Annotated in this window: 16 protein-coding genes; 8 read left to right on the top strand and 8 right to left on the bottom strand. The window is 47.7% G+C overall.

The features are described 5' to 3' along the window. Positions 1–7: 7 nt before the first annotated feature. On the bottom strand, positions 8–445 hold the full coding sequence (locus OIR97_RS11050) for an acyl-CoA thioesterase (RefSeq protein WP_169545683.1): 438 nt from the start codon (positions 443–445) through the stop codon (positions 8–10). A 3-nt stretch (positions 446–448) separates the two neighbouring features. Then, entirely contained in the window at positions 449–1609 is a 1161-nt protein-coding gene (locus OIR97_RS11045) for an iron-containing alcohol dehydrogenase (RefSeq protein ID WP_169545682.1), read from the bottom strand. Positions 1610–2109: 500 nt separating this feature from the next. Here OIR97_RS11045 and OIR97_RS11040 point away from each other — a divergent pair, with 500 nt between their 5' ends. Beyond that, positions 2110–2637, top strand: coding sequence for a PAS domain-containing protein (locus OIR97_RS11040; protein WP_169545681.1), 528 nt, complete (start codon positions 2110–2112; stop codon positions 2635–2637). Further along, positions 2634–3758, top strand: a complete 1125-nt coding sequence (locus tag OIR97_RS11035; protein WP_169545680.1) for a methyl-accepting chemotaxis protein — start codon at positions 2634–2636, stop codon at positions 3756–3758. The genes OIR97_RS11040 and OIR97_RS11035 overlap by 4 nt, the downstream gene beginning before the upstream one ends. On the opposite strand, the gene OIR97_RS11030 is transcribed toward OIR97_RS11035, so the two are convergent. Then, on the bottom strand, positions 3748–4089 hold the full coding sequence (locus OIR97_RS11030) for a helix-turn-helix domain-containing protein (RefSeq protein ID WP_169545679.1): 342 nt from the start codon (positions 4087–4089) through the stop codon (positions 3748–3750). The two genes, OIR97_RS11035 and OIR97_RS11030, sit on opposite strands and share 11 nt — an antisense overlap. A 209-nt stretch (positions 4090–4298) precedes the next feature. Between OIR97_RS11030 and OIR97_RS11025 the strand changes: the two genes are divergently transcribed. The 3 genes from OIR97_RS11025 (at position 4299) to OIR97_RS11015 (ending at position 9158) form a co-directional block, all read left to right on the top strand. Beyond that, positions 4299–5387 (top strand): efflux RND transporter periplasmic adaptor subunit, encoded by a 1089-nt coding sequence (locus OIR97_RS11025; RefSeq protein WP_169545678.1) that lies wholly within the window; start codon positions 4299–4301, stop codon positions 5385–5387. A 28-nt stretch (positions 5388–5415) separates the two neighbouring features. Beyond that, entirely contained in the window at positions 5416–8487 is a 3072-nt protein-coding gene (locus OIR97_RS11020; RefSeq protein ID WP_169545677.1) for an efflux RND transporter permease subunit, read from the top strand. Positions 8488–8597: 110 nt separating this feature from the next. Next, positions 8598–9158, top strand: coding sequence for a hemerythrin domain-containing protein (locus OIR97_RS11015; protein WP_169545676.1), 561 nt, complete (start codon positions 8598–8600; stop codon positions 9156–9158). A gap of 111 nt (positions 9159–9269) precedes the next feature. On the opposite strand, the gene betA is transcribed toward OIR97_RS11015, so the two are convergent. Both betA and betI read right to left on the bottom strand, forming a co-directional pair. After that, on the bottom strand, positions 9270–10946 hold the full coding sequence (betA, locus tag OIR97_RS11010; RefSeq protein WP_169545675.1) for a choline dehydrogenase: 1677 nt from the start codon (positions 10944–10946) through the stop codon (positions 9270–9272). Then, positions 10936–11538 carry a transcriptional regulator BetI gene (gene betI / locus OIR97_RS11005; protein ID WP_169545674.1) on the bottom strand — a complete coding sequence of 201 codons (603 nt, stop codon included), beginning with the start codon at positions 11536–11538 and terminating at the stop codon, positions 10936–10938. The genes betA and betI overlap by 11 nt, the downstream gene beginning before the upstream one ends. A 247-nt stretch (positions 11539–11785) precedes the next feature. Here betI and OIR97_RS11000 point away from each other — a divergent pair, with 247 nt between their 5' ends. From OIR97_RS11000 to choV, 3 genes are read left to right on the top strand one after another with little or no spacing between them, the layout of a single operon-like run. Next, positions 11786–12718: a choline ABC transporter substrate-binding protein gene (locus OIR97_RS11000; protein WP_169545673.1), complete on the top strand. Its 933-nt coding sequence runs from the start codon at positions 11786–11788 to the stop codon at positions 12716–12718. Between the two features lie 53 nt (positions 12719–12771). After that, on the top strand, positions 12772–13605 hold the full coding sequence (choW, locus tag OIR97_RS10995; RefSeq protein WP_169545672.1) for a choline ABC transporter permease subunit: 834 nt from the start codon (positions 12772–12774) through the stop codon (positions 13603–13605). 5 nt (positions 13606–13610) lie between these two features. Continuing rightward, positions 13611–14639, top strand: coding sequence for a choline ABC transporter ATP-binding protein (gene choV, locus OIR97_RS10990; RefSeq protein ID WP_169545671.1), 1029 nt, complete (start codon positions 13611–13613; stop codon positions 14637–14639). Positions 14640–14652: 13 nt separating this feature from the next. On the opposite strand, the gene OIR97_RS10985 is transcribed toward choV, so the two are convergent. From OIR97_RS10985 to OIR97_RS10975, 3 genes are read right to left on the bottom strand one after another with little or no spacing between them, the layout of a single operon-like run. Continuing rightward, positions 14653–15717 (bottom strand): DUF1513 domain-containing protein, encoded by a 1065-nt coding sequence (locus tag OIR97_RS10985; RefSeq protein ID WP_169545670.1) that lies wholly within the window; start codon positions 15715–15717, stop codon positions 14653–14655. Then, entirely contained in the window at positions 15707–16807 is a 1101-nt protein-coding gene (locus tag OIR97_RS10980; protein ID WP_169545669.1) for an imelysin family protein, read from the bottom strand. Before OIR97_RS10980 ends, OIR97_RS10985 begins: the two co-directional genes overlap by 11 nt. 10 nt (positions 16808–16817) lie before the next feature. Next, positions 16818–18347: a di-heme oxidoreductase family protein gene (locus OIR97_RS10975; protein ID WP_169545668.1), complete on the bottom strand. Its 1530-nt coding sequence runs from the start codon at positions 18345–18347 to the stop codon at positions 16818–16820. Between the last annotated feature and the right edge of the window lie 42 nt (positions 18348–18389).

Raw genomic sequence — 18389 nt, 5'->3', positions numbered from 1 at the left:
TGCCTGATTAAACAGCAATGGTTTTGAGGATATCTCTCATAAATTGAGGTAAGGGAACAGGGCGGTTGGTTATTCGGTCCACATATACGTGGATAAAGTGACCTTCAGCGGCGGCTTCCTGTTCCTTATCCCTGAATAAGGCGATTTCGTATCGTACGGAACTATTTCCCATATGGGCGACTCGGACGCCCGCTGTCACAATATCGGGGAAGACGATGCTTTTCGAGTAACGACACTGTGTTTCGACAACAAGACCAATCACTGTACTTTTTTGAATATCCAGCGCACCGTTTACCACAAGAAACTGGTTCACGGCGGTATCGAAGTAACTGTAATACTGAACATTATTCACATGTCCATAGGCGTCATTATCCATCCAGCGTGTTGGGATGGTCAGGAAATGCGGATAATCCCTGCGGGAACTCAGATCTTTTCTGGCGTTCATAAATTAAAGCGCTTTCTGATAGATGGTCAGGGCATCCTGATGCGTGACGGGCCGTGGATTATTGACCAGAAGTCGTGTTTGCTCCATCGCCGCATCCGCCAGTTTAACAAGGTCCTGTTCTTGAATGCCGACTTCGCGCAAAGTAGTTTCGAGCCCAAGTTCCCGCGACAGGTCAGCAAGGCGGTCAATGAAGTCCTGACATATTTTTTGTGAACCGCCTGTCTGGTCGATATCCGGAAAAACCAACGGCGCCAGAGCCGCATAATCTTCCCCACATTCCGGTGCATTGAACCGCATTACTTCCGGAAGAACCAGCGCGTTCGAAAGTCCATGGGGAACATGGAAAATTCCACCGATCGGATAGGCAAGAGCATGAACAGCAGCGACAGGTGAATTGGCGAATGCCTGTCCGGCAAGGCAGGCACCTAACAACATGTTTGAGCGGGCTTCGCGGTTTTGACCTTCTTTGACGGCTGTTCGGATATTGGCACCTAGAAGTCTGAGGGCTTCTTTTCCTAATGTTGCCGAAAGAGGGTTATTGTTCGCACCGCGAGAGGTAAAGGCTTCGATGGCGTGTACCATTGCATCGATCCCGGTAGCGGCTGTCACATGCGGCGGCAACCCCAAGGTCAGATCAGCGTCCAATATGGCTATGTCTGGCAACAGTTTGCGGGAAACCACACCTTTTTTGGTTTCTGCACCGACAGTTACAATAGAAATGGGTGTTACTTCAGAACCGGTTCCGGCGGTCGTCGGTATCAGAACAAGTGGCAAACGATTTCCCTTAATCATATCGATCCCGTAAACATCACCGAGTTGTTCATCTCCCTTTGCCAGCAGGGCAACCAGCTTGGCGACATCCATGGATGAGCCGCCGCCCAAGCCAATGATCGCATCTACCTTGCGCTCCAAGGCGATTTTTGTCGCAGCGAGGATAATGCTTTCTTTTGGGTCCGCCTCAACATCCTCAAAGATGGAAACCTGAATGTCTGCTGCTTTTAAGCTTTTCAAAGCTGTTTCGAGGAGGCCATATTTAACAATCCCCGGATCGGTTACGATCAGGATATGGTTTCCAATGCTGGATTTCACGAGCTCACCCAAGCCTGACATGGCGCCAGGATTACAAATCAGCTGCGGTGTGGTGTTAAATGTAAATGGGGTCATTTTCTCTTTTTCTTGTAACCGGATAAGACAGCCTAACCTGTTTATACGGTTTCGAAAACCATCAATTATAAAATTGGTGGAGATGATTCTTCAGCTGGTATTCTGGAGGTGTGCGAGCGGTATTTTTTTACCGGCACTGAAAGATTCTCCGTAATTTTTGAAGTTTTTTTATTTTTATTTTCTAAAGTGACAACCCACTCAAAAACTAGATCTTTTGGGGGCGGTTTTCTAAAATTTTATCCAAAATTTTAACTTTCTTCATAGGCTTTATGTCGTAATTTTTATTTGTTTTGGTTATATAATTAGCAAATAACAATAATTTTTATATAAGAATAGACTATAATTGTATAAATATAGATTTACTATTAATTAACAATAGATTCCCAATCTCTCCCTATAAAACACAAAATTTAAAAAATTTAATTCTACCAAGACAGGGTTTTTGAAGTAATCGATCGGTTTTTGATAGACTGTTTCGGTTGTATCGGGGGAATGGAAAAGTGAATTACAAGGGGACAGAGGTTTTCTTTGATCAGAATGATCTGATTGTGAGCAAAACCAATTTAAAAGGGCATATTACATATGCCAATCACACTTTTTTAGAAATCGCGGGATATGATGAGGCTGAAGTTATTGGCCAGCCCCACAATCTGATCCGGCACGAAAATATGCCGCGAGGGGTTTTCGAACTTTTTTGGCGACAGATTGCAAACGGACAGGAGATTTTTGCCTATGTTGTCAACGCAACAAAAAGCGGAGATCATTACTGGGTTGTCGCACATGTTACGCCAAGTTATGACGATGGGCGCGTTAATGGATATCATTCAACGAGACGAGTTCCAGATCATACCGTGATCAAATCTACGATTGAACCTTTGTATGAGGAGCTAAATACCATTGAAGCTCGTTCTTCTGATCGAAAAACAGGAATTCAGAACTCTGTCGCTCATTTGAACGGAATGCTGACGAAGGCCGGAAAATCCTATGACGAATTTGTCTCGTCAATCATGTGGGGAGTGCCACAATGAATGCTTACTCACAAACGGAAGTATCAAGTGATACATCGATACCCTATGAGCGAATTTTAGAAATTATCAAAGTTGTTGAAGATACCTGTCAGGGTAATTTTGACAGCCGGATCAAGAACATACCGACCGAAATGTCTTTAGAGCGTCATCTATGTGTGAAAATCAACGAAATGATTGATCGATCAGACGCTTATGTTCGAGAGTCGACTGCGTGCCTCGGGTTCATTGCTGACAATCAGTATTTTAGACGAATTGCACCTGAAGGCCTGCTCGGCTCTTACGGGTATGCCGCACAAAAGATCAATACCGCCGCCGATGGGATTGAACAGAAAATCAAACGTTTCTCGGAGGTGGTTGAGTCAATTGCCAGTGCATCAGCGCAGTTGAACGCCAGTTCCTCGGTTATGGGAGAAACAATTGATGTGACGAGCCAAAAAACCAGAACTGTTGCGGCCGCAGCAGATGAAGCCGGCAACAACACCCAGACGGTCGCATCCGCGGCAGAGGAATTAAATTCCTCCATTCAGGAAATCAACAGGCAGGTCTCAAATTCCGCGACAATGTCCGCAGAGGCCGTTGCCCAATCGAAAGAGGTCAATGAGTTGGTCTCTGGGTTGTCCGATGCGTCTGACAAAATTGGCGATGTTGTTAATCTGATCAATGACATTGCAGGGCAAACAAAACTCCTCGCCCTGAACGCCACAATCGAAGCCGCCCGTGCTGGAGATGCCGGCAAGGGGTTTGCTGTTGTTGCAAGTGAGGTGAAAAGCCTGTCAGCACAAACTGAAAAAGCGACCGATGACATCAAAAAACAAGTGCAGGACATCCAGCTTGCAGCAGGGAATGCAGTTTCTTCCATTGGGAGTATCAGTGGATCAATCGGGAAGTTAAGCGAGGTGTCGTCTGCAATCGCGTCTGCGGTAGAAGAACAGGGGGCGGCGACTCACGAAATTTCGAGAAACGTTCAGGAGGCGGCTTCGGGCGTTCAAAAAGTCACTTTCAGCGTTGGTGAGGTTAATCAGAATGTGATGCAAGTGAGCGAGAGTGCCAAGGAAGTACAGGATGTCGCCAGTGATTTAAAGGCGCAAGCCGATATACTGGCACAGGTTCTCAGTCGTTAAGCCGGTTTTTAGATTTTTCAGGTTGTTTCGGAAGTTCCAATCGATACCCATAGCCCCAATCAGATTTGATCTTAATGTTGATTGGGGCCAACTTCCGGCGCAGTTTCATGATATGCATTTTTACAGCGCTTCTAAACGGCTGATCCAGTCTTTCCTGATACAGAGAATGCATAATGAAGTCGTGACTGATTGTTTTCGACGGATACCTGTATAACAGGTGAAATAGTCTAAACAGGATCGGTGATAAACGGATTTTATGGCCAAATCCTGCGAGCACCCCATTGTCTACGGTCAGGGCGTGCTTGCCGCGTCCACTTTCTTGAGGGGGCATTGAATTGGGTTGCCCACATTTGCTGCAGATGTTTTTCATGATGCCGCTCTGATGGTTAATTTCAAAAGTAAGAACGGGCCTCGCCAGTATCGTGTGAGGGCAAAGCAGACTTGGATATTCAGCAATTTCAGACAGATTATACTTGTTCTTGCGTCTGGGTGGTGGCTTAATCCTGCAAACGGCTATTCACGCTACCTATGGAGGCAAGAATGAAGTCATTGTCGGTTATTCTGCTCAGTGTTACGTCTCTTTTGCTTGGTGCGTGTGATGAACCCGCAATCAACCAATCCGAACCGATTAGAGCGGTTAAACTGTTCGACGTATCGCAGAATGCGGGCGGAAACGAACGTACTTTTTCAGGTAAGATCATTGCTGCTAATACCGCAAATTTAAGCTTTCCGCTGGCCGGAACGGTAAAAAGTATTTCGGTTAATATTGGTGACAAAATCGAGAAAGGCCAGACCCTTGCAACGTTGGATCCTGTCCCGTTTGAGTTGGATGTAGAGGCGGCTGAAGCGGAGCTTGGTAAGGCCAGATCCGCGGCAGCGGAAAAGGAAGAAGATTTCAAGCGCAACAAGCAGTTGTTTGAAAAAGGTTGGGTAAGTAAGGCGGCGTTAGAGCAGGCGCAATATGCGTTGGAAACTGCACTTGGCGAGGTCAACTTTAAAACAACCCGGTTAAATCAGGCTAAAAGGGCACGGGCGGATGCCGTGTTGACGGCTCCCTATCAAGGGGTCGTCGCCGAGAAATTCGCTGAACCAAATGAAGAGGTTGGCGGCGGAAAGCAGATTTTGTCGCTGGATGCTGAAGGCGCTCTTGAAGTATCGATTTCGGTGCCTGAAAATGTCATTTCAAATCTCAATATGGGGATGGTCGCAACGGCAAAATTTGGCGCCTTACCCGGAGAAACTGTCAGGGGGCGTGTTACGGAAATCTCGCGGGTTGCCGGTGCCGGTAATGTTTTTCCCGTTAAAGTCAGTTTAATTGAACCACCCTCTGCTTTACGGGCTGGTATGAGTGGTGAGATATTACTGGTGACCCAGAATGCGCCCGGAGAACATGGATTTTTAATTCCCCTGACCGCAATTTCTGCGTCGGAGAACTTAAAAGACAGTTTTGTTTATATTTTTGATCCGGCTTCTCAAACGCTGTCACGGCGTCCTGTTATTCCTGAAACGGTCCGGGGGAATTTGATCGCGGTGAAAGGGGTTGATGCCGGGGATCTGGTTGTTTCTGCAGGCGTTTCATTTTTGTCGGATGGTCAGAAAGTCAAACGAATAACCACTGTAGCGAATTAAAGCAGCGTTCAGGATAGGGAATATCGGCATGGCATATATCACTAAATTTGCGCTGAATAACTCGCGAATTACGATCTTGTCGGTTCTGGCAATTGTGATCATGGGGGTCTTGACTTTTGTGACGTATCCAAGCCGTGAAGACCCGTCCATTGTTATTCGAAATGCGAACATAACCACCCAGTTCCCTGGAATGTCTTCGGGGCGCGTTGAAGACCTTTTGACCCGCCCTTTGGAAGAAAAAATCCGTCAGATACCCGAAGTTAAGCATATCGACTCGGATTCAAAAACCGGGGTTTCCCTGATCAAAATTACCCTGCATGACTCGGTCGATGATTTGGCACCGGTTTGGGCAGATCTTCGGGATAAAATGACAGATATTACATCTGAACTGCCCGATGGCACGATCGGTCCACTGGTGAATGATCAGGTGGGGGAAACAGCGGTCGCTACGATTGCCTTGTGGAGCGATGGTTTTTCATTGTCAGAAATGAAGGAGACCGCCAAAAATCTCAGTGAAAAATTTTATACGCTGGACGGGATCAGCAAAGTAGAGCGATTTGGTGAGCAGGATGAGCGGGTCTATCTGTATTTTAAACGCTCTCGTATCACACAGTTGGGCATCAATCTGAATACCGTTATTGCCACGCTGAGAGAACAGAATATTATTCTGCCCGGCGGAAAAATCGACGCTGCGGGTCAAAATATCATTCTGGAGCCCAGTGGAAATTTTGATACGGTTGAAGAAATTGAAAATACCTTTATCGATATCCCGGAAACGGATCAGGTCTTTCGCCTAAAGGATCTAGTCGTAATTCAACGGGATTACATTGATCCGCCAAAAGATCCGGTTTATTTCAACGGTAAGCCCGCCATCATTATTTCGCTGTCCATTAAAGAAGGGATCAATAGTGTTGCCTTTGGCGAGATGCTTGTTGAGAAAGTGGACGCACTGCAACAACAGCTTCCTTGGGGCTATGTCCTGGATTTCGCGACTTTCCAGCCAGAATTGGTGGATGATGCGGTTAAAGGAGCGGTTAACAACCTTTATCAGACACTGGTGATCGTCCTTGTTATTGTCATGCTTTTCCTGGGGGTGCGAACCGGGCTGATTGTCGGTTCTTTTGTTCCCATAACCATGTTGATGAGCATCATCATTATGCGCCAGTTCGATGTTGAATTGCAGCGCGTATCGATTGCGGCAATGATTATTGCGCTTGGGATGCTGGTTGATAATGGCATTGTGATCGCAGAAGATATTGGCGTGCGACTGAAGAAGGGAGAAGATCGCCGAGCGGCGGCGATTGAAGCGTCAAAAACACTGGCGATGCCGTTGCTAACCTCATCTTTGACAACCATCCTGTTTTTTGTCCCGATGGCCCTCTCTGAAGGCGGAGCTGGTGAATTTACGGGCTCTTTGGCGCAGGTTGTTACAATTGTTCTGTTGTCATCGTGGTTTCTGTCACTGTTTCTGACGCCTGTATTATGCGTCTGGTTTATGAAAACACCGAAGTCAACGGTACCCAAAGAAGAAGGACAGGTACAAACCAACAGCTTTAAAAGTGGGTTTGAACAGCTTTATCGATCTATATTGGAAGCTGTATTGAAGTTTCGTTATCTTTTCCTGCTTGGGATGGTGGGGCTGTTGCTTCTGTCCGGTTATCTCCTTAATTTCATTGGCAAGGAATTTTTCCCGCTCGGGGATCGCAACCAATATTTGATTTATCTGGATTTGCCTGCGGGAACGTCTGTTAAAAAAACAGATGCCGTGGTCGGCAGACTGACGGGCTGGTTATCTGATCAGGAGATAAATCCCCAGATTGAAAGTAATATCGCCTATGTGGGCAATGGCGGCCCTCGGTTTTTCTTGTCGCTTGCAGCAATGGATCCTGACCCGCATCGGGCTTTTATTCTGGTGACAACAAAATCAACCGAAGATGTGGATGGCCTTGTTGCTAAAACACGGCGCTATATGTTGGATGCTTTGCCCGAAGCGCGCGGCGAAGCGAAAAAAATGTGGATGGGGGCCTCTGAAGCTGGACTTTTCCAGTTGCGGTTTGTCGGCGATGACAGTCTGCTTCTGCGGTCCCAGGCCGATAACCTGGTTGAAACTCTAAAGAAAATTCCGGGAATGCTGGTGGCGAAACAAAACTGGGAAAATCCGGTTATCAAAATCATTGTTGATGTGGATCAGGCGCGGGCCCGGCAAGCCGGTGTTACATCGGAAGATGTTGCAAATGCCCTGAATATCTATTTTTCAGGAAGCGCCATCACGGAATTTCGGGAAGGGAACACGGTTATTCCCGTTGTTATCCAGTCCGATGAAAAGGAAAGAGGAACAATTAATGGTTTGATTGACGTTGTCGTCTTCTCATCCTCAAGAGGGGAATGGGTCCCGTTGGATCAGATTGCCACGATAAATGGACAATGGGAAACCGCGCGTATCAAACGGCGGGATCAGGAAAGAGCAATCATGGTGACGGCAAAGCATCAAACTTTGTCGGCGGCTGAAATCTTTAGCGGTTTGGATGGGTATCTGGCCGGATTGGATATACCCGACGGCCATCGTTGGGAAATCGCGGGTGAAGTTGAAAGTCAGGCAGAAGCCAACGAAAAGCTGTTTGCCAATTTACCAGTTTGTCTGGGGATCATTGTGTTACTGCTGGTCTGGCAATTTAATTCGTTCCGCCGACCGGTCATCATCTTTTTAACGATCCCTTTGATACTGGTGGGGGCAACGGCGGGCCTTTTTGCATTGAACGCCTTGTTTGGCTTTATGGTAATTCTTGGGTTTTTCAGTTTGGCGGGGATTATTATTAATAATGGTATTGTTCTGATCGATCGGATTGATTTTGAACGGGACCGTGGCCAGTCGGCTTATGACGCATTGGTGAAGGCATGCCTTGCCCGTTTGCAGCCGATCATGATTACATCCCTGACAACTGTTTTGGGATTGTTGCCGCTGATTATCTCGCAGGACCCACTATTTTATGCAATGGCAAGCGCCATGGCGTTTGGACTGGGCGTGGGAACCATCCTGACTTTGGCGGTGGTCCCGACGTTATATGCGGTATTCTTCAACATTCGTCCAGAAACGGGCTAATCCTCAGGCGGCTATTTTTATATTTACCGTTCGCTGATTTCAATCAATGTATTGGACACCGCATTGGGTACGGTTAGATGATCGATCCTTAACAAATGGGAGTTTGTTCAATGTCAGTCATTATCGATCAGCTTACCAAAGATCATAAAACGATGTCGAAGCTTCTCTATTTACTCGATCAGGAAGTCGACCAGTTTACATCAGGCAAAGTTCTGGATTATCACCTTGTGCAATCTATCTTGGAGTTTCTCACCCGCACCAGTCAGTTTAAACACCACAAGGCGGAAGACGAGATTTATAAATGGGTGAAAGTCAGAAGTCCGGAAAAAGCCTCGAAAATTGAGGACCTTCCCATAGAGCATAAAAAATTATCTTTCCTGGCCGATCATTTGCTGGAGGCCGTTGATAATATCGAACAGGATAACGAGATCCCCCGGATGTGGTTTGCCTCAGTCGCTCAGGAATATAGTACGGCCCATAAAAATCACCTGCGAATGGAGGAGATAGCTCTTTTTCCATTGGCCCGCCAAGCGTTACAGCGGGAAGACTGGAAAAACGTTTCCAAGCATTTAGCTGACCATCATGATCCTGAGTTTGAACAACTGGAACAGGATGAACTGGACGAACTGAAAGCCGATATTCTAAGTTGGCATCATGGTCATGTGACCTAGCCGGCTTTTTTGATTTTCATCGGGTCCTGCTTCCCGGGCTCTTTACAGAGTTTGCGTCAGAAGGGGAGGCACATCTAAGCCTTTCACAAGACACCCAGTTGCCCGGGCTTACTATCGGGCCGGTTTTCCAAGCCGTTGTCGGGTCTGCCATTCAGGGTCTAGCCAGTAGTCAGCATTAGACTGTGCAAGAAGCGGTTTGGCCAGTATATGATCGGATGCTTTTTCGGCCACCATAATTGTGGGCGCGTTCAGGTTTCCATTGGTAATCGTCGGGAAAATAGAAGAATCCACAACCCGTAGATTTTGAATGCCCTTAACCGAACAATCAGGGTCCAGAACGGCCATAGGGTCGCTGTCTGCCCCCATTTTGCAGGTGCAGGACGGGTGGTAGGCGCTTTCGACATTTTCCCGAACCCACTGATCTATTTTTTCATCGCTGTTGATGCTGTCACCGGGCTGTATTTCGTCGCCCCGAAATTCATCCAATGCAGGTTGCGTCAATATTTCGCGGCTTAATCGAATAACTTTGCGCCAGTCCTCAATATCCTTCTTTTCGGTCAGGTAATTAAAGCGAATTTCAGGTTTGTCTTCGGCCTTGTCCGACGTGATCATGACAGAGCCCCGGCTTTTCGGTTTATTGGGACCCACATGCACTTGGTAACCATGCCCATCGAAGGCCGTGCGGCCATCATATCGCATGGCAGCAGGTAGAAAGTGATATTGAATGTCCGGCCATTTCTGGCCCGCGTCAGAGCGAATGAAGCCGCAGGATTCAAAGTGATTTGTCGCGCCCAGGCCAGTTTTAAACAACAACCATCTCGCGCCAATCAGACCTTTGGAAAGCGGGTTTAAACGGCTGTTCAGGGTAATCGGTTTTTTGCATCTGAATTGAAAATATACTTCCAGATGATCTTGCAGGTTTTGGCCGACGCCGGGCAGATCATGGATAGGATCGACCCCTGCTTTTTTCAAATCCTCTGCCGGGCCGATCCCTGAACGTTGCAGAAGTGTTGGTGACCCGATCGAACCAGCGGACAGGATGACTTCTTTTGTGGCGTTCAGGATTTTTCTTGCACCGGCCTGAGAAATTTCGACACCAGTGGCCCGTTTGTTGTTAATAACGATCTTATGTGCAAGGCACTGTGTCAGGATCGTCAGGTTCGGGCGCTTTTTCGCGGCTTTCAAATAGGTTTGTGCGGTCGATGCCCGTTTCCCGTTTCCAACGGTCATGTGCATCTGGCCAAAACCTTCCTGTTGTTGACCATTATAATCAGACGTTGCGGGATATCCTGCTTCGACACCAGCATCGATAAATGCTTTGTAAAGGGGGTTCATGGACATGTTGTTCCCCTTATTCGTCTTTAATGGACCCTTTTGCCCGCGATAAGGGTCAGGGCCATCAATCCAGTCTTCTGCCCGTTTGAAATAGGGGAGGGTATCGGCATATCCCCAACCGTCTGCACCCGCTTCTTTCCATTCCTCGAAATCGCATGCATGGCCCCGAACGTAAACCATACCGTTGATCGACGACGAGCCGCCAAGGACCTTGCCCCGTGGGCAATCCAGTTTGCGTCCCTTGAGGCCTGGTTCTTCCACTGTTTCAAAGCCCCAGTTAAACCGATCCATATTCATGGGGATGGAAAGAGCGGTAGGCATTCTTATAAAAATGCTGCTGTCTGAACTGCCAAACTCGATTAGGCATACCGAATTATTGGGGTCCTCGCTTAATCGGTTTGCAAGGACGCAGCCGGCAGAACCCGCACCAACAACAATGTAATCATACGTCATGCCCGGGTCCTTCAACAGCTGCCAGGATATGTAAATCAAGAGAATGTTCAATTAATGAACGGGCATAGTCACCATCTGCTTTGCCCATTCGAAGCGCCTGCCGGATATAAAACCCGTCAATCAGGCTAGCGACGATTTCGGCAATAGGCCCAGCCTGTTCCCCTGTTAATTTTTTCAAATCATATAGTAAATTGGAGCGCAGTCTGCGGACATAAACCTGCAATAACTTCTGTGCCTCGATATTTTCCTGCGCATGTGCGTAGAAAATAAGCCAGGCTGTAATATTTTCCTGACTGAACTGGCATTGATTGAGACTGGCGGAAATGATCGCGGACAGCCGGCCGCGAGGGGTCGTTGTTGACCGCAGCGCATGGTTCACTTGCCCGCGAAACTCCGTTAATAAAAATCGGAGCGCAGCCAGGATCATCTGATTTTTATTACCAAAATAATGGTGTGCCAGACCTGATGAAACACCAGCATGTCGGGCGACGTCACTAACCCGAATGTCGATTGTTCCTTTGTCCTGAATTGTATGAAGCGTCGCGGAAATAAGACTTTTCTTCCGGAAATCTTCAACTCCAACTTTAGGCATAATGTTCCTTAAGTGGCTGAAAACAAGAAATTCTATGATGTATTTTTTATACTTTTTTTTTGATTAACTGGTCAATCAATAAAACATTGATTTTGGCGGGTGAATATGTTGGCATAAGGGAACAGGGTATAAATGATTGAGACGCTTCTTCGCTGATAGACACCGATCTTGGATTTTGCTGAAGACATGCACCATCTGTATCGCAGGACCGATACGGAACAAAACTGACCTCAAGGGGGGCTGCTAAATGAATACAACACTGAAAACATCCTTATTTGTTGCTGGCTTTACCGCGTTATCTGCATCTGCCTATGCAGATTGTTCAACTGTGCGTTTTTCTGATGTTGGCTGGACCGATATCACTGCGACCACAGCAACCGCATCAACTGTCCTTCAGGGACTTGGTTATGAAACCGATGTCAAAGTATTGTCTGTTCCGGTGACATATACATCCCTTGCAAACGGCGATATTGATATTTTCCTTGGGAATTGGATGCCGACAATGGAAGCGGATATCAAACCGTATCGGGATGCGGGCACAGTCGAGACCGTTGCCCGAAATCTGCAAGGTGCCAAATATACGCTCGCGGTTCCCAAATACACGTACGACGCTGGACTTAAGTCTTTTGCCGATATTGGAAAATTCAAAGATCAGCTGGACGGTAAAATCTATGGTATTGAGCCTGGTAACGATGGGAACCGTCTTATTCAGGATATGATCAAAGAAAAATCCATGGGGCTGGATGGTTTTAAGGTGGTTGAATCATCAGAACAGGGAATGCTTTCTCAGGTGGCGCGCGCCAAAAAGAAAAAGGAACATGTTGTTTTCCTAGGTTGGGAGCCGCACCCAATGAACGCGAATTTTGAAATGGCCTATCTTTCGGGGGGCGATGACTACTTTGGTCCAAATTTTGGGGGTGCCGAAGTTTTTACAAATACGCGTAAAGGATATTCAGAAGAATGCAAAAATGTCGGCATGCTTCTTAAAAATCTTGAATTCAGCCTGAAGCTCGAAAACGAGATCATGGGCGCCATTTTGAATGATGATGAAGACCCGGAAAAAGCCGCGAAAGCGTGGATAAAGAAAAATCCGGAGGTCCTCGAGAAGTGGCTTGCCGGAGTCAAAACCCTTGACGGTAAAGACGGCCTTGCCGCTGTTAAAGCTAGCTTGGGTCTATAATTTATGCGTTAAAGGCCGGTGTTTGACCGGCCTTTACCTTTTGGGGTGATAGAATGGACTGGTTGACCGAAGAGAAAATTCCGATCGGCAAGTGGGCCAAGGCCTTCGTGAATTTTCTAACTGAGAATGGTGCTTGGTTTTTTGACGGACTGGCCTTCGCACTTGAAGGCTTTATTGAAGGGATCCTTTTTATCCTTCAAGGTCCGCACCCCTTTATTATTGTGGGCGTAACGGTTGCCCTGTCATGGTATTTACGCCGCTCGATCGGATTTTCAATTTTTGTCCTGCTTGGAATGTTATTGATTATTAATCAGGGCTATTGGGAAGAAACCACGGAAACATTGGCGTTGGTCCTGGGTTCTACCTTTGTGTGCATGCTGCTGGGGATACCACTTGGCATTTATGCCGCTCGAAAGCCTTGGTTCTATTCGGCAATCAGACCTGTTTTGGATCTGATGCAAACTATTCCTACCTTTGTTTATCTCATTCCTGCGCTCATTCTGTTTGGTTTAGGGATGGTGCCGGGACTGATTGCAACCGTGATTTTTGCCCTGCCAGCGCCTATTCGACTGACACAGTTGGGGATTTCAAGCACGCCGCCTGATCTTAAGGAAGCCGGTGTTGCCTTCGGCGGCAGTCATTGGGCGGTTCTTTGGAAAATTGAAATTCCCTATGCGCTCCCACAAATCCGCGCCGGTATTACGCAAACAATCATGCTGTCTCTTTCAATGGTCGTGATTGCAGCATTGGTTGGTGCCGACGGTCTTGGTGTTCCAACGTTACGCGCCCTTAATCAGGTGAATATCGCAAAAGGCTTTGAGGTCGGCGTGGCTATCGTGTTGGTTGCCATTATTCTGGATCGACTGATCCGTTCTTCGAAGGATTAATCCGGATGGATATTGCAGTTCAATTTGACAATGTCTCGGTGATTTTTGGTCTAGATACGGGACCGGCGCTCGATCTTGCCAATGCCGGTAAAGAACGTGAAGAAATTGAACAGCAAACTGGCAATGTCCTGGGCGTTTCTGATTGCACGTTGTCTGTAGAACGTGGCGAGATTGTTGTGTTGATGGGACTGTCCGGATCCGGAAAATCGACGTTGTTGCGGACAGTAAACGGTCTTAATCCGATCACAAATGGAAATGTTCAGGTTCACAATGGTGATGAACTGATTGATATCGGCTGTGCGGATAAACAGCATCTACAGCACTTGCGCCGCGATATTGTGTCCATGGTCTTTCAGAATTTTGCGCTTCTGCCCTGGCGGACGGTCGCGGAGAATGTTGGCCTGGGGTTGGAGCTTTCCGGCCTTTCCAAGAAAGAACGTGCGGCGAAAGTGGATCATCAGCTGGAGCTCGTCGGCTTGTCTGACTGGAAAGATCGCAAAATAACCGAATTGTCTGGGGGAATGCGTCAACGTGTGGGGCTAGCCCGTGCTTTTGTGACTGAAGCCCCCATTCTTTTGATGGATGAACCTTTTAGTGCGTTGGACCCTCTTATTCGGGCGCATTTGCAAGATGAATTGCTGGATCTTCAGCAGCGATCCAAAAGAACGATTTTGTTTGTCAGTCATGATCTTGATGAAGCCATGAAAATTGGAAATAAAATAGCGATTATGAAAGGCGGACGCATTGTTCAGTTCGGGACCCCACAGGAAATTGTTCTGAAACCGGCAGATGACTATGTGAAAGACTTCGTTGCTCACATGAACCCGATGAACGTTCTGAGAGCAAAGGACGTGATGCGTCCTCTGACCTCGGGCTTGAAGGCCGGCGACGGGGCAGCGGTGTCCGTCGATACGCCCTTGCAGGTGCTGGTTAGCCATATGGAAGGGGAGCTTGAGACTATTCAGGTGGTTGAAGGCCAACAGGCTGTTGGTAGTATTTCTCCGCAGGATGTTTTTAAAGCATTGGCCCGTTAGAAGTTCCTGAACCCTATAGCGCAGTGATATGGTTATCCCATTGAAAGGGGAGTTGCTCGGTGGTTTCATGAATGAGCTTACCGGGCCCTGTGGACATGAGAAAGCCTGATCCCATTGGGGCCAACCCACAGATATCGCTTTCAGAATAACCGGTTTCAAAAGAACTTTCCTGATGGTTCCAAATCAACACTCGATTGCCCTTCGGTGCGGAAAATGCAACTTTTGATCCCTGTTTGCTGACGGCGACCGAGCCAATATAGTGCTTTATGCCCTGTCCTAGGGAGCGCGGCAGGATAAGGGGTTCCAGCACAGAGGATGCTTTTCCAAGTTTGAATAAAAGCGGCACGTCATCGATGAGCGGTCCCTGATATTGACCGCCAATCCAAATTGTTCCTTGATGATCTTCAGCAAAATGCCGAAGAGAAACCTGCCGCAATGTAGGGTCAAGGACAACCTGTTTGACCAGATCGCCAGTGGGCAAGTCCAGTATCGTCAGGGATGGCCTCATGTCTGGCAGATTTAATTTTTGCCGGGGATAATCCGGATGGGTCAGAATACCGCCGTTCGCAATAATGAGCCTTTTTCCATCGTTGGAGCATCTGATTTCATGGGGGCCAATGCCACCGCTCGGCCATTCACCAAGACGGTTAAACCTGTCTTGCGCATCATAAATACCAATCACGCCAGTTTCATTGTCAAAATCATTCTCGGCTGCGTACAGAAATTTTCCGTCTTTGGAAAATGCCCCATGCCCATAAAAATGACGCCCTTTCGCTGACTGAATAACGGATATTGGGGAGGTGGTTTCAACCGCGTAGGCGACGGCGAATTGATCTGGCCTTCGAGCAAATGTTATGAGGGTGTTCGACTGCCTGCAATAGGCGGCCCCATGAGCCCGGCCAGGCAAAGGAACAGCACGCAAAATCCGTGCATTCTGGTCCAACAGAACAGAATAGTAACCGCCATCTTTGTCTTTTCCGGCTAACACGAAAGCAGGGGTACCCGCAGCTATCACGGATCCTGTAAAAAACGGGCTGGCGACTGATGCACAGATAAATTGACGCCTGTTAATCTCCATCAAGTGAGTTAAACCCCATCGTAATCCCCAGAGCCTCAGGATAATATTCAGACAAAATATTCTGGGCTCCGCCTATCGGATTTTTAAGATAAACAAGTTTTTCGTAGGCTTCGCGATTTTGAAGAATATGGGATAAGGTCCCATATTGTTTAATCACCTTGAGCATCTTCAAGGCTTGAGAAATTTCAAAATGTAATGATGATACCTGACCCTTTTCATCTTTCGGAAGTAGGACTTGCATGTCTGATAGGGTTTGTAGTTCTGCAACGGACTGAAGGTTTGCAACAAGGGTTTGGATGGTCATATTGCTGCGCCAGAACGGAGCCGGTTTATGCGCGGCGCTGTCAAAACCCTTCTTTAGCATCGGTTGGATTTTGCGCATCTCCACAATTTGCAGGATTTCGTTGGAATATTGAAGCAAGTCACGAATAACCTCTTTTGCGGATTTATAAATCGGGTTTGCCGGACCAGGATTGCTTAGGATAGACGGATAGCGCGCGTTTTCCTGCCATCCGTCTTTCAGAAAGGTTGCATTCTGTTCAATCACTTTGGCGATAGCCAGACCATATGAACATCGGTAGGGGCTACTTTCTGACTTTGACAGCGTTTTGGCTCCTTTTCCAAACAGCACATATTCCAAGGCTGTTAAACCCTGGACAGCCACGCTTTTCCCGATTAGATTTTCCGGGATCAGAACCTGATTATCTTCTTGCAATAAAATGGATTTGATCTGTTTCAATCCGCGGGATCGCCGGTCTGGCCAAAAAAACAATTTTTCCTGTCTGTTGTCAACGCGGGCGGGACCAAACCGATACAGTTCCACTTTAGACCATGCGATGAGAAGGCTTTTAAAATCAGATTGGGCGGTTTCCAGATTGGCGATTGTTTTTTGAGTGCACAGCGACTTCAGGCTTGAAACCTGCAATCGGGACGCGTTTTGCAGGCGCGTATAGCCTGGCAAAATGGCCTTTGAAATCGCGTTATGAATAACGGTTTTGTACAATTTTTCCTGCGCTTGCGCAGGGCTTATGGTCAGGCTGAGCGATATGGCGAGAAGGACAATCGCGCTTGCTTTTTTTCTAAAAAACATGTTGCCTTCCTTATAAGGAATTCAGAAAGAAAAGAAGAGCTTCCCGGTTTTCCTGATCCAGATCGGCAACCACATCCCGTGATGCCTGCGCTTCTCCGCCATGCCAGAGAATAGCTTCCAGCAGGTTTCTCGCCCGTCCATCATGCAAAAAGAAAGTGTGCCCGTTTACCGTTTCCGTTAGTCCAATTCCCCATAAAGGGGCTGTTCGCCATTCAGATCCGGAGGCGCTACCAACAGGACGTTGGTCAGAAAGGCCCGGACCCATATCGTGCAATAACATGTCTGTATAGGGCCATATAAGTTGGAAGCGATGCTCTTTTTGCGGGGCATCTCGGCGCGTCACGTATTTAGGGGTGTGACAGGCGGTGCAGCCGGCTGTATAGAATATCTCCTTGCCCTTCAATGTCCTGGTGTCGTTGACATTGCGCCTTTTCGGAACAGCGAGGTTACGAGCGTAAAAGGCGACAAGTTCCAAAACAGGGTCGGGGGCTTCGGTATCGCCCAGCCGGCTTTGTACACCGGTTGGCAAGTTACGGCAGTCTTGCTGATTGGCGGTACAATCCCCATGATGACGCGGGGCCATCGGGCTTGAAATGCCCATGTCTCCAGCGAAGGCATTGGCCGATTGCAAAAGAACCGTCGGAGTTGATGCTTTCCAACCAAAAAGCCCAAGCTTTTTCTCTTCGCTTTCGGAGTCAAATACTTCACTGATACGACCAGAGATCCCATCTCCATCCTGATCTTCAGGATCGGCCTGAGATTTGATGTCCATCGGATGTATGGCTTCCAGAAGACCCAACCCGATCATTTGCGGTGCAATGCGCGGCGATAAAAGAACGTCGTTTGAAAGATCCCCAAATCCCGGATCCGCTACCGAATAAGCAGGCTTTCTTAACGAGACAACAGTTCCATCACCGAGCTCGACCGGAACCTCCGTATACTGGATAACCATTTTACCTTCTGCCTTCAGGCCGGAGACTGCAAAATCCTGTAGCTGTCCACCATAGGTGGGCTCTGGAATAAGCGCCTTTCGCCCAGAGGCTATATCGGCTTTTTCCTGTTCTGTTTTGGGGGGAACTGATAGTCGCAGAAACATGGATGTGGCGTGATCAGATGCATTTTCGGGTGGATGCCCGCGCCCATCTTTTAAATGACAACGTTGGCAGGAACGCGCATTGAAAAGGGGACCTAAGCCATCAGATGCCTGTGTCGAGGATGGGGATGATACCCATATTTTACGAAACAGACCGTTCCCAAGTTTGAAGGTTCTTTGGCCTTCAAAATCAAGATTGGCAGAGCTTTGAGAAAAAGCATTTGAGGAAGGACGAGCGGTATCGGTTGTGGCCCCCGCAGATTTTTCCTCGAAAGTTTCGGCATTTTGGAAATCATTCGTGGGGCGGGTCACTGACAACACGCGTATTTGATCTTTCTGTGACAAATCCGTCCGGTGGTTGTTTGCAGGCGCGGCGGCTACAGTATGTGCCAACAACAGAGCAAGAGGGATCCCGACACCCAACACTCCAAATTTTAAAGGTTTCATTGTCTGTACTCAGAATGAACAAAGGGGGCATGCGCCCTCTCA

The sequence above is a fragment of the Sneathiella aquimaris genome (assembly GCF_026409565.1).
In the GTDB taxonomy this organism is placed as follows: domain Bacteria; phylum Pseudomonadota; class Alphaproteobacteria; order Sneathiellales; family Sneathiellaceae; genus Sneathiella; species Sneathiella aquimaris.
Note: the sequence above shows the minus strand (reverse complement) of the source record. Positions and strands in the feature narration are given on the sequence as shown.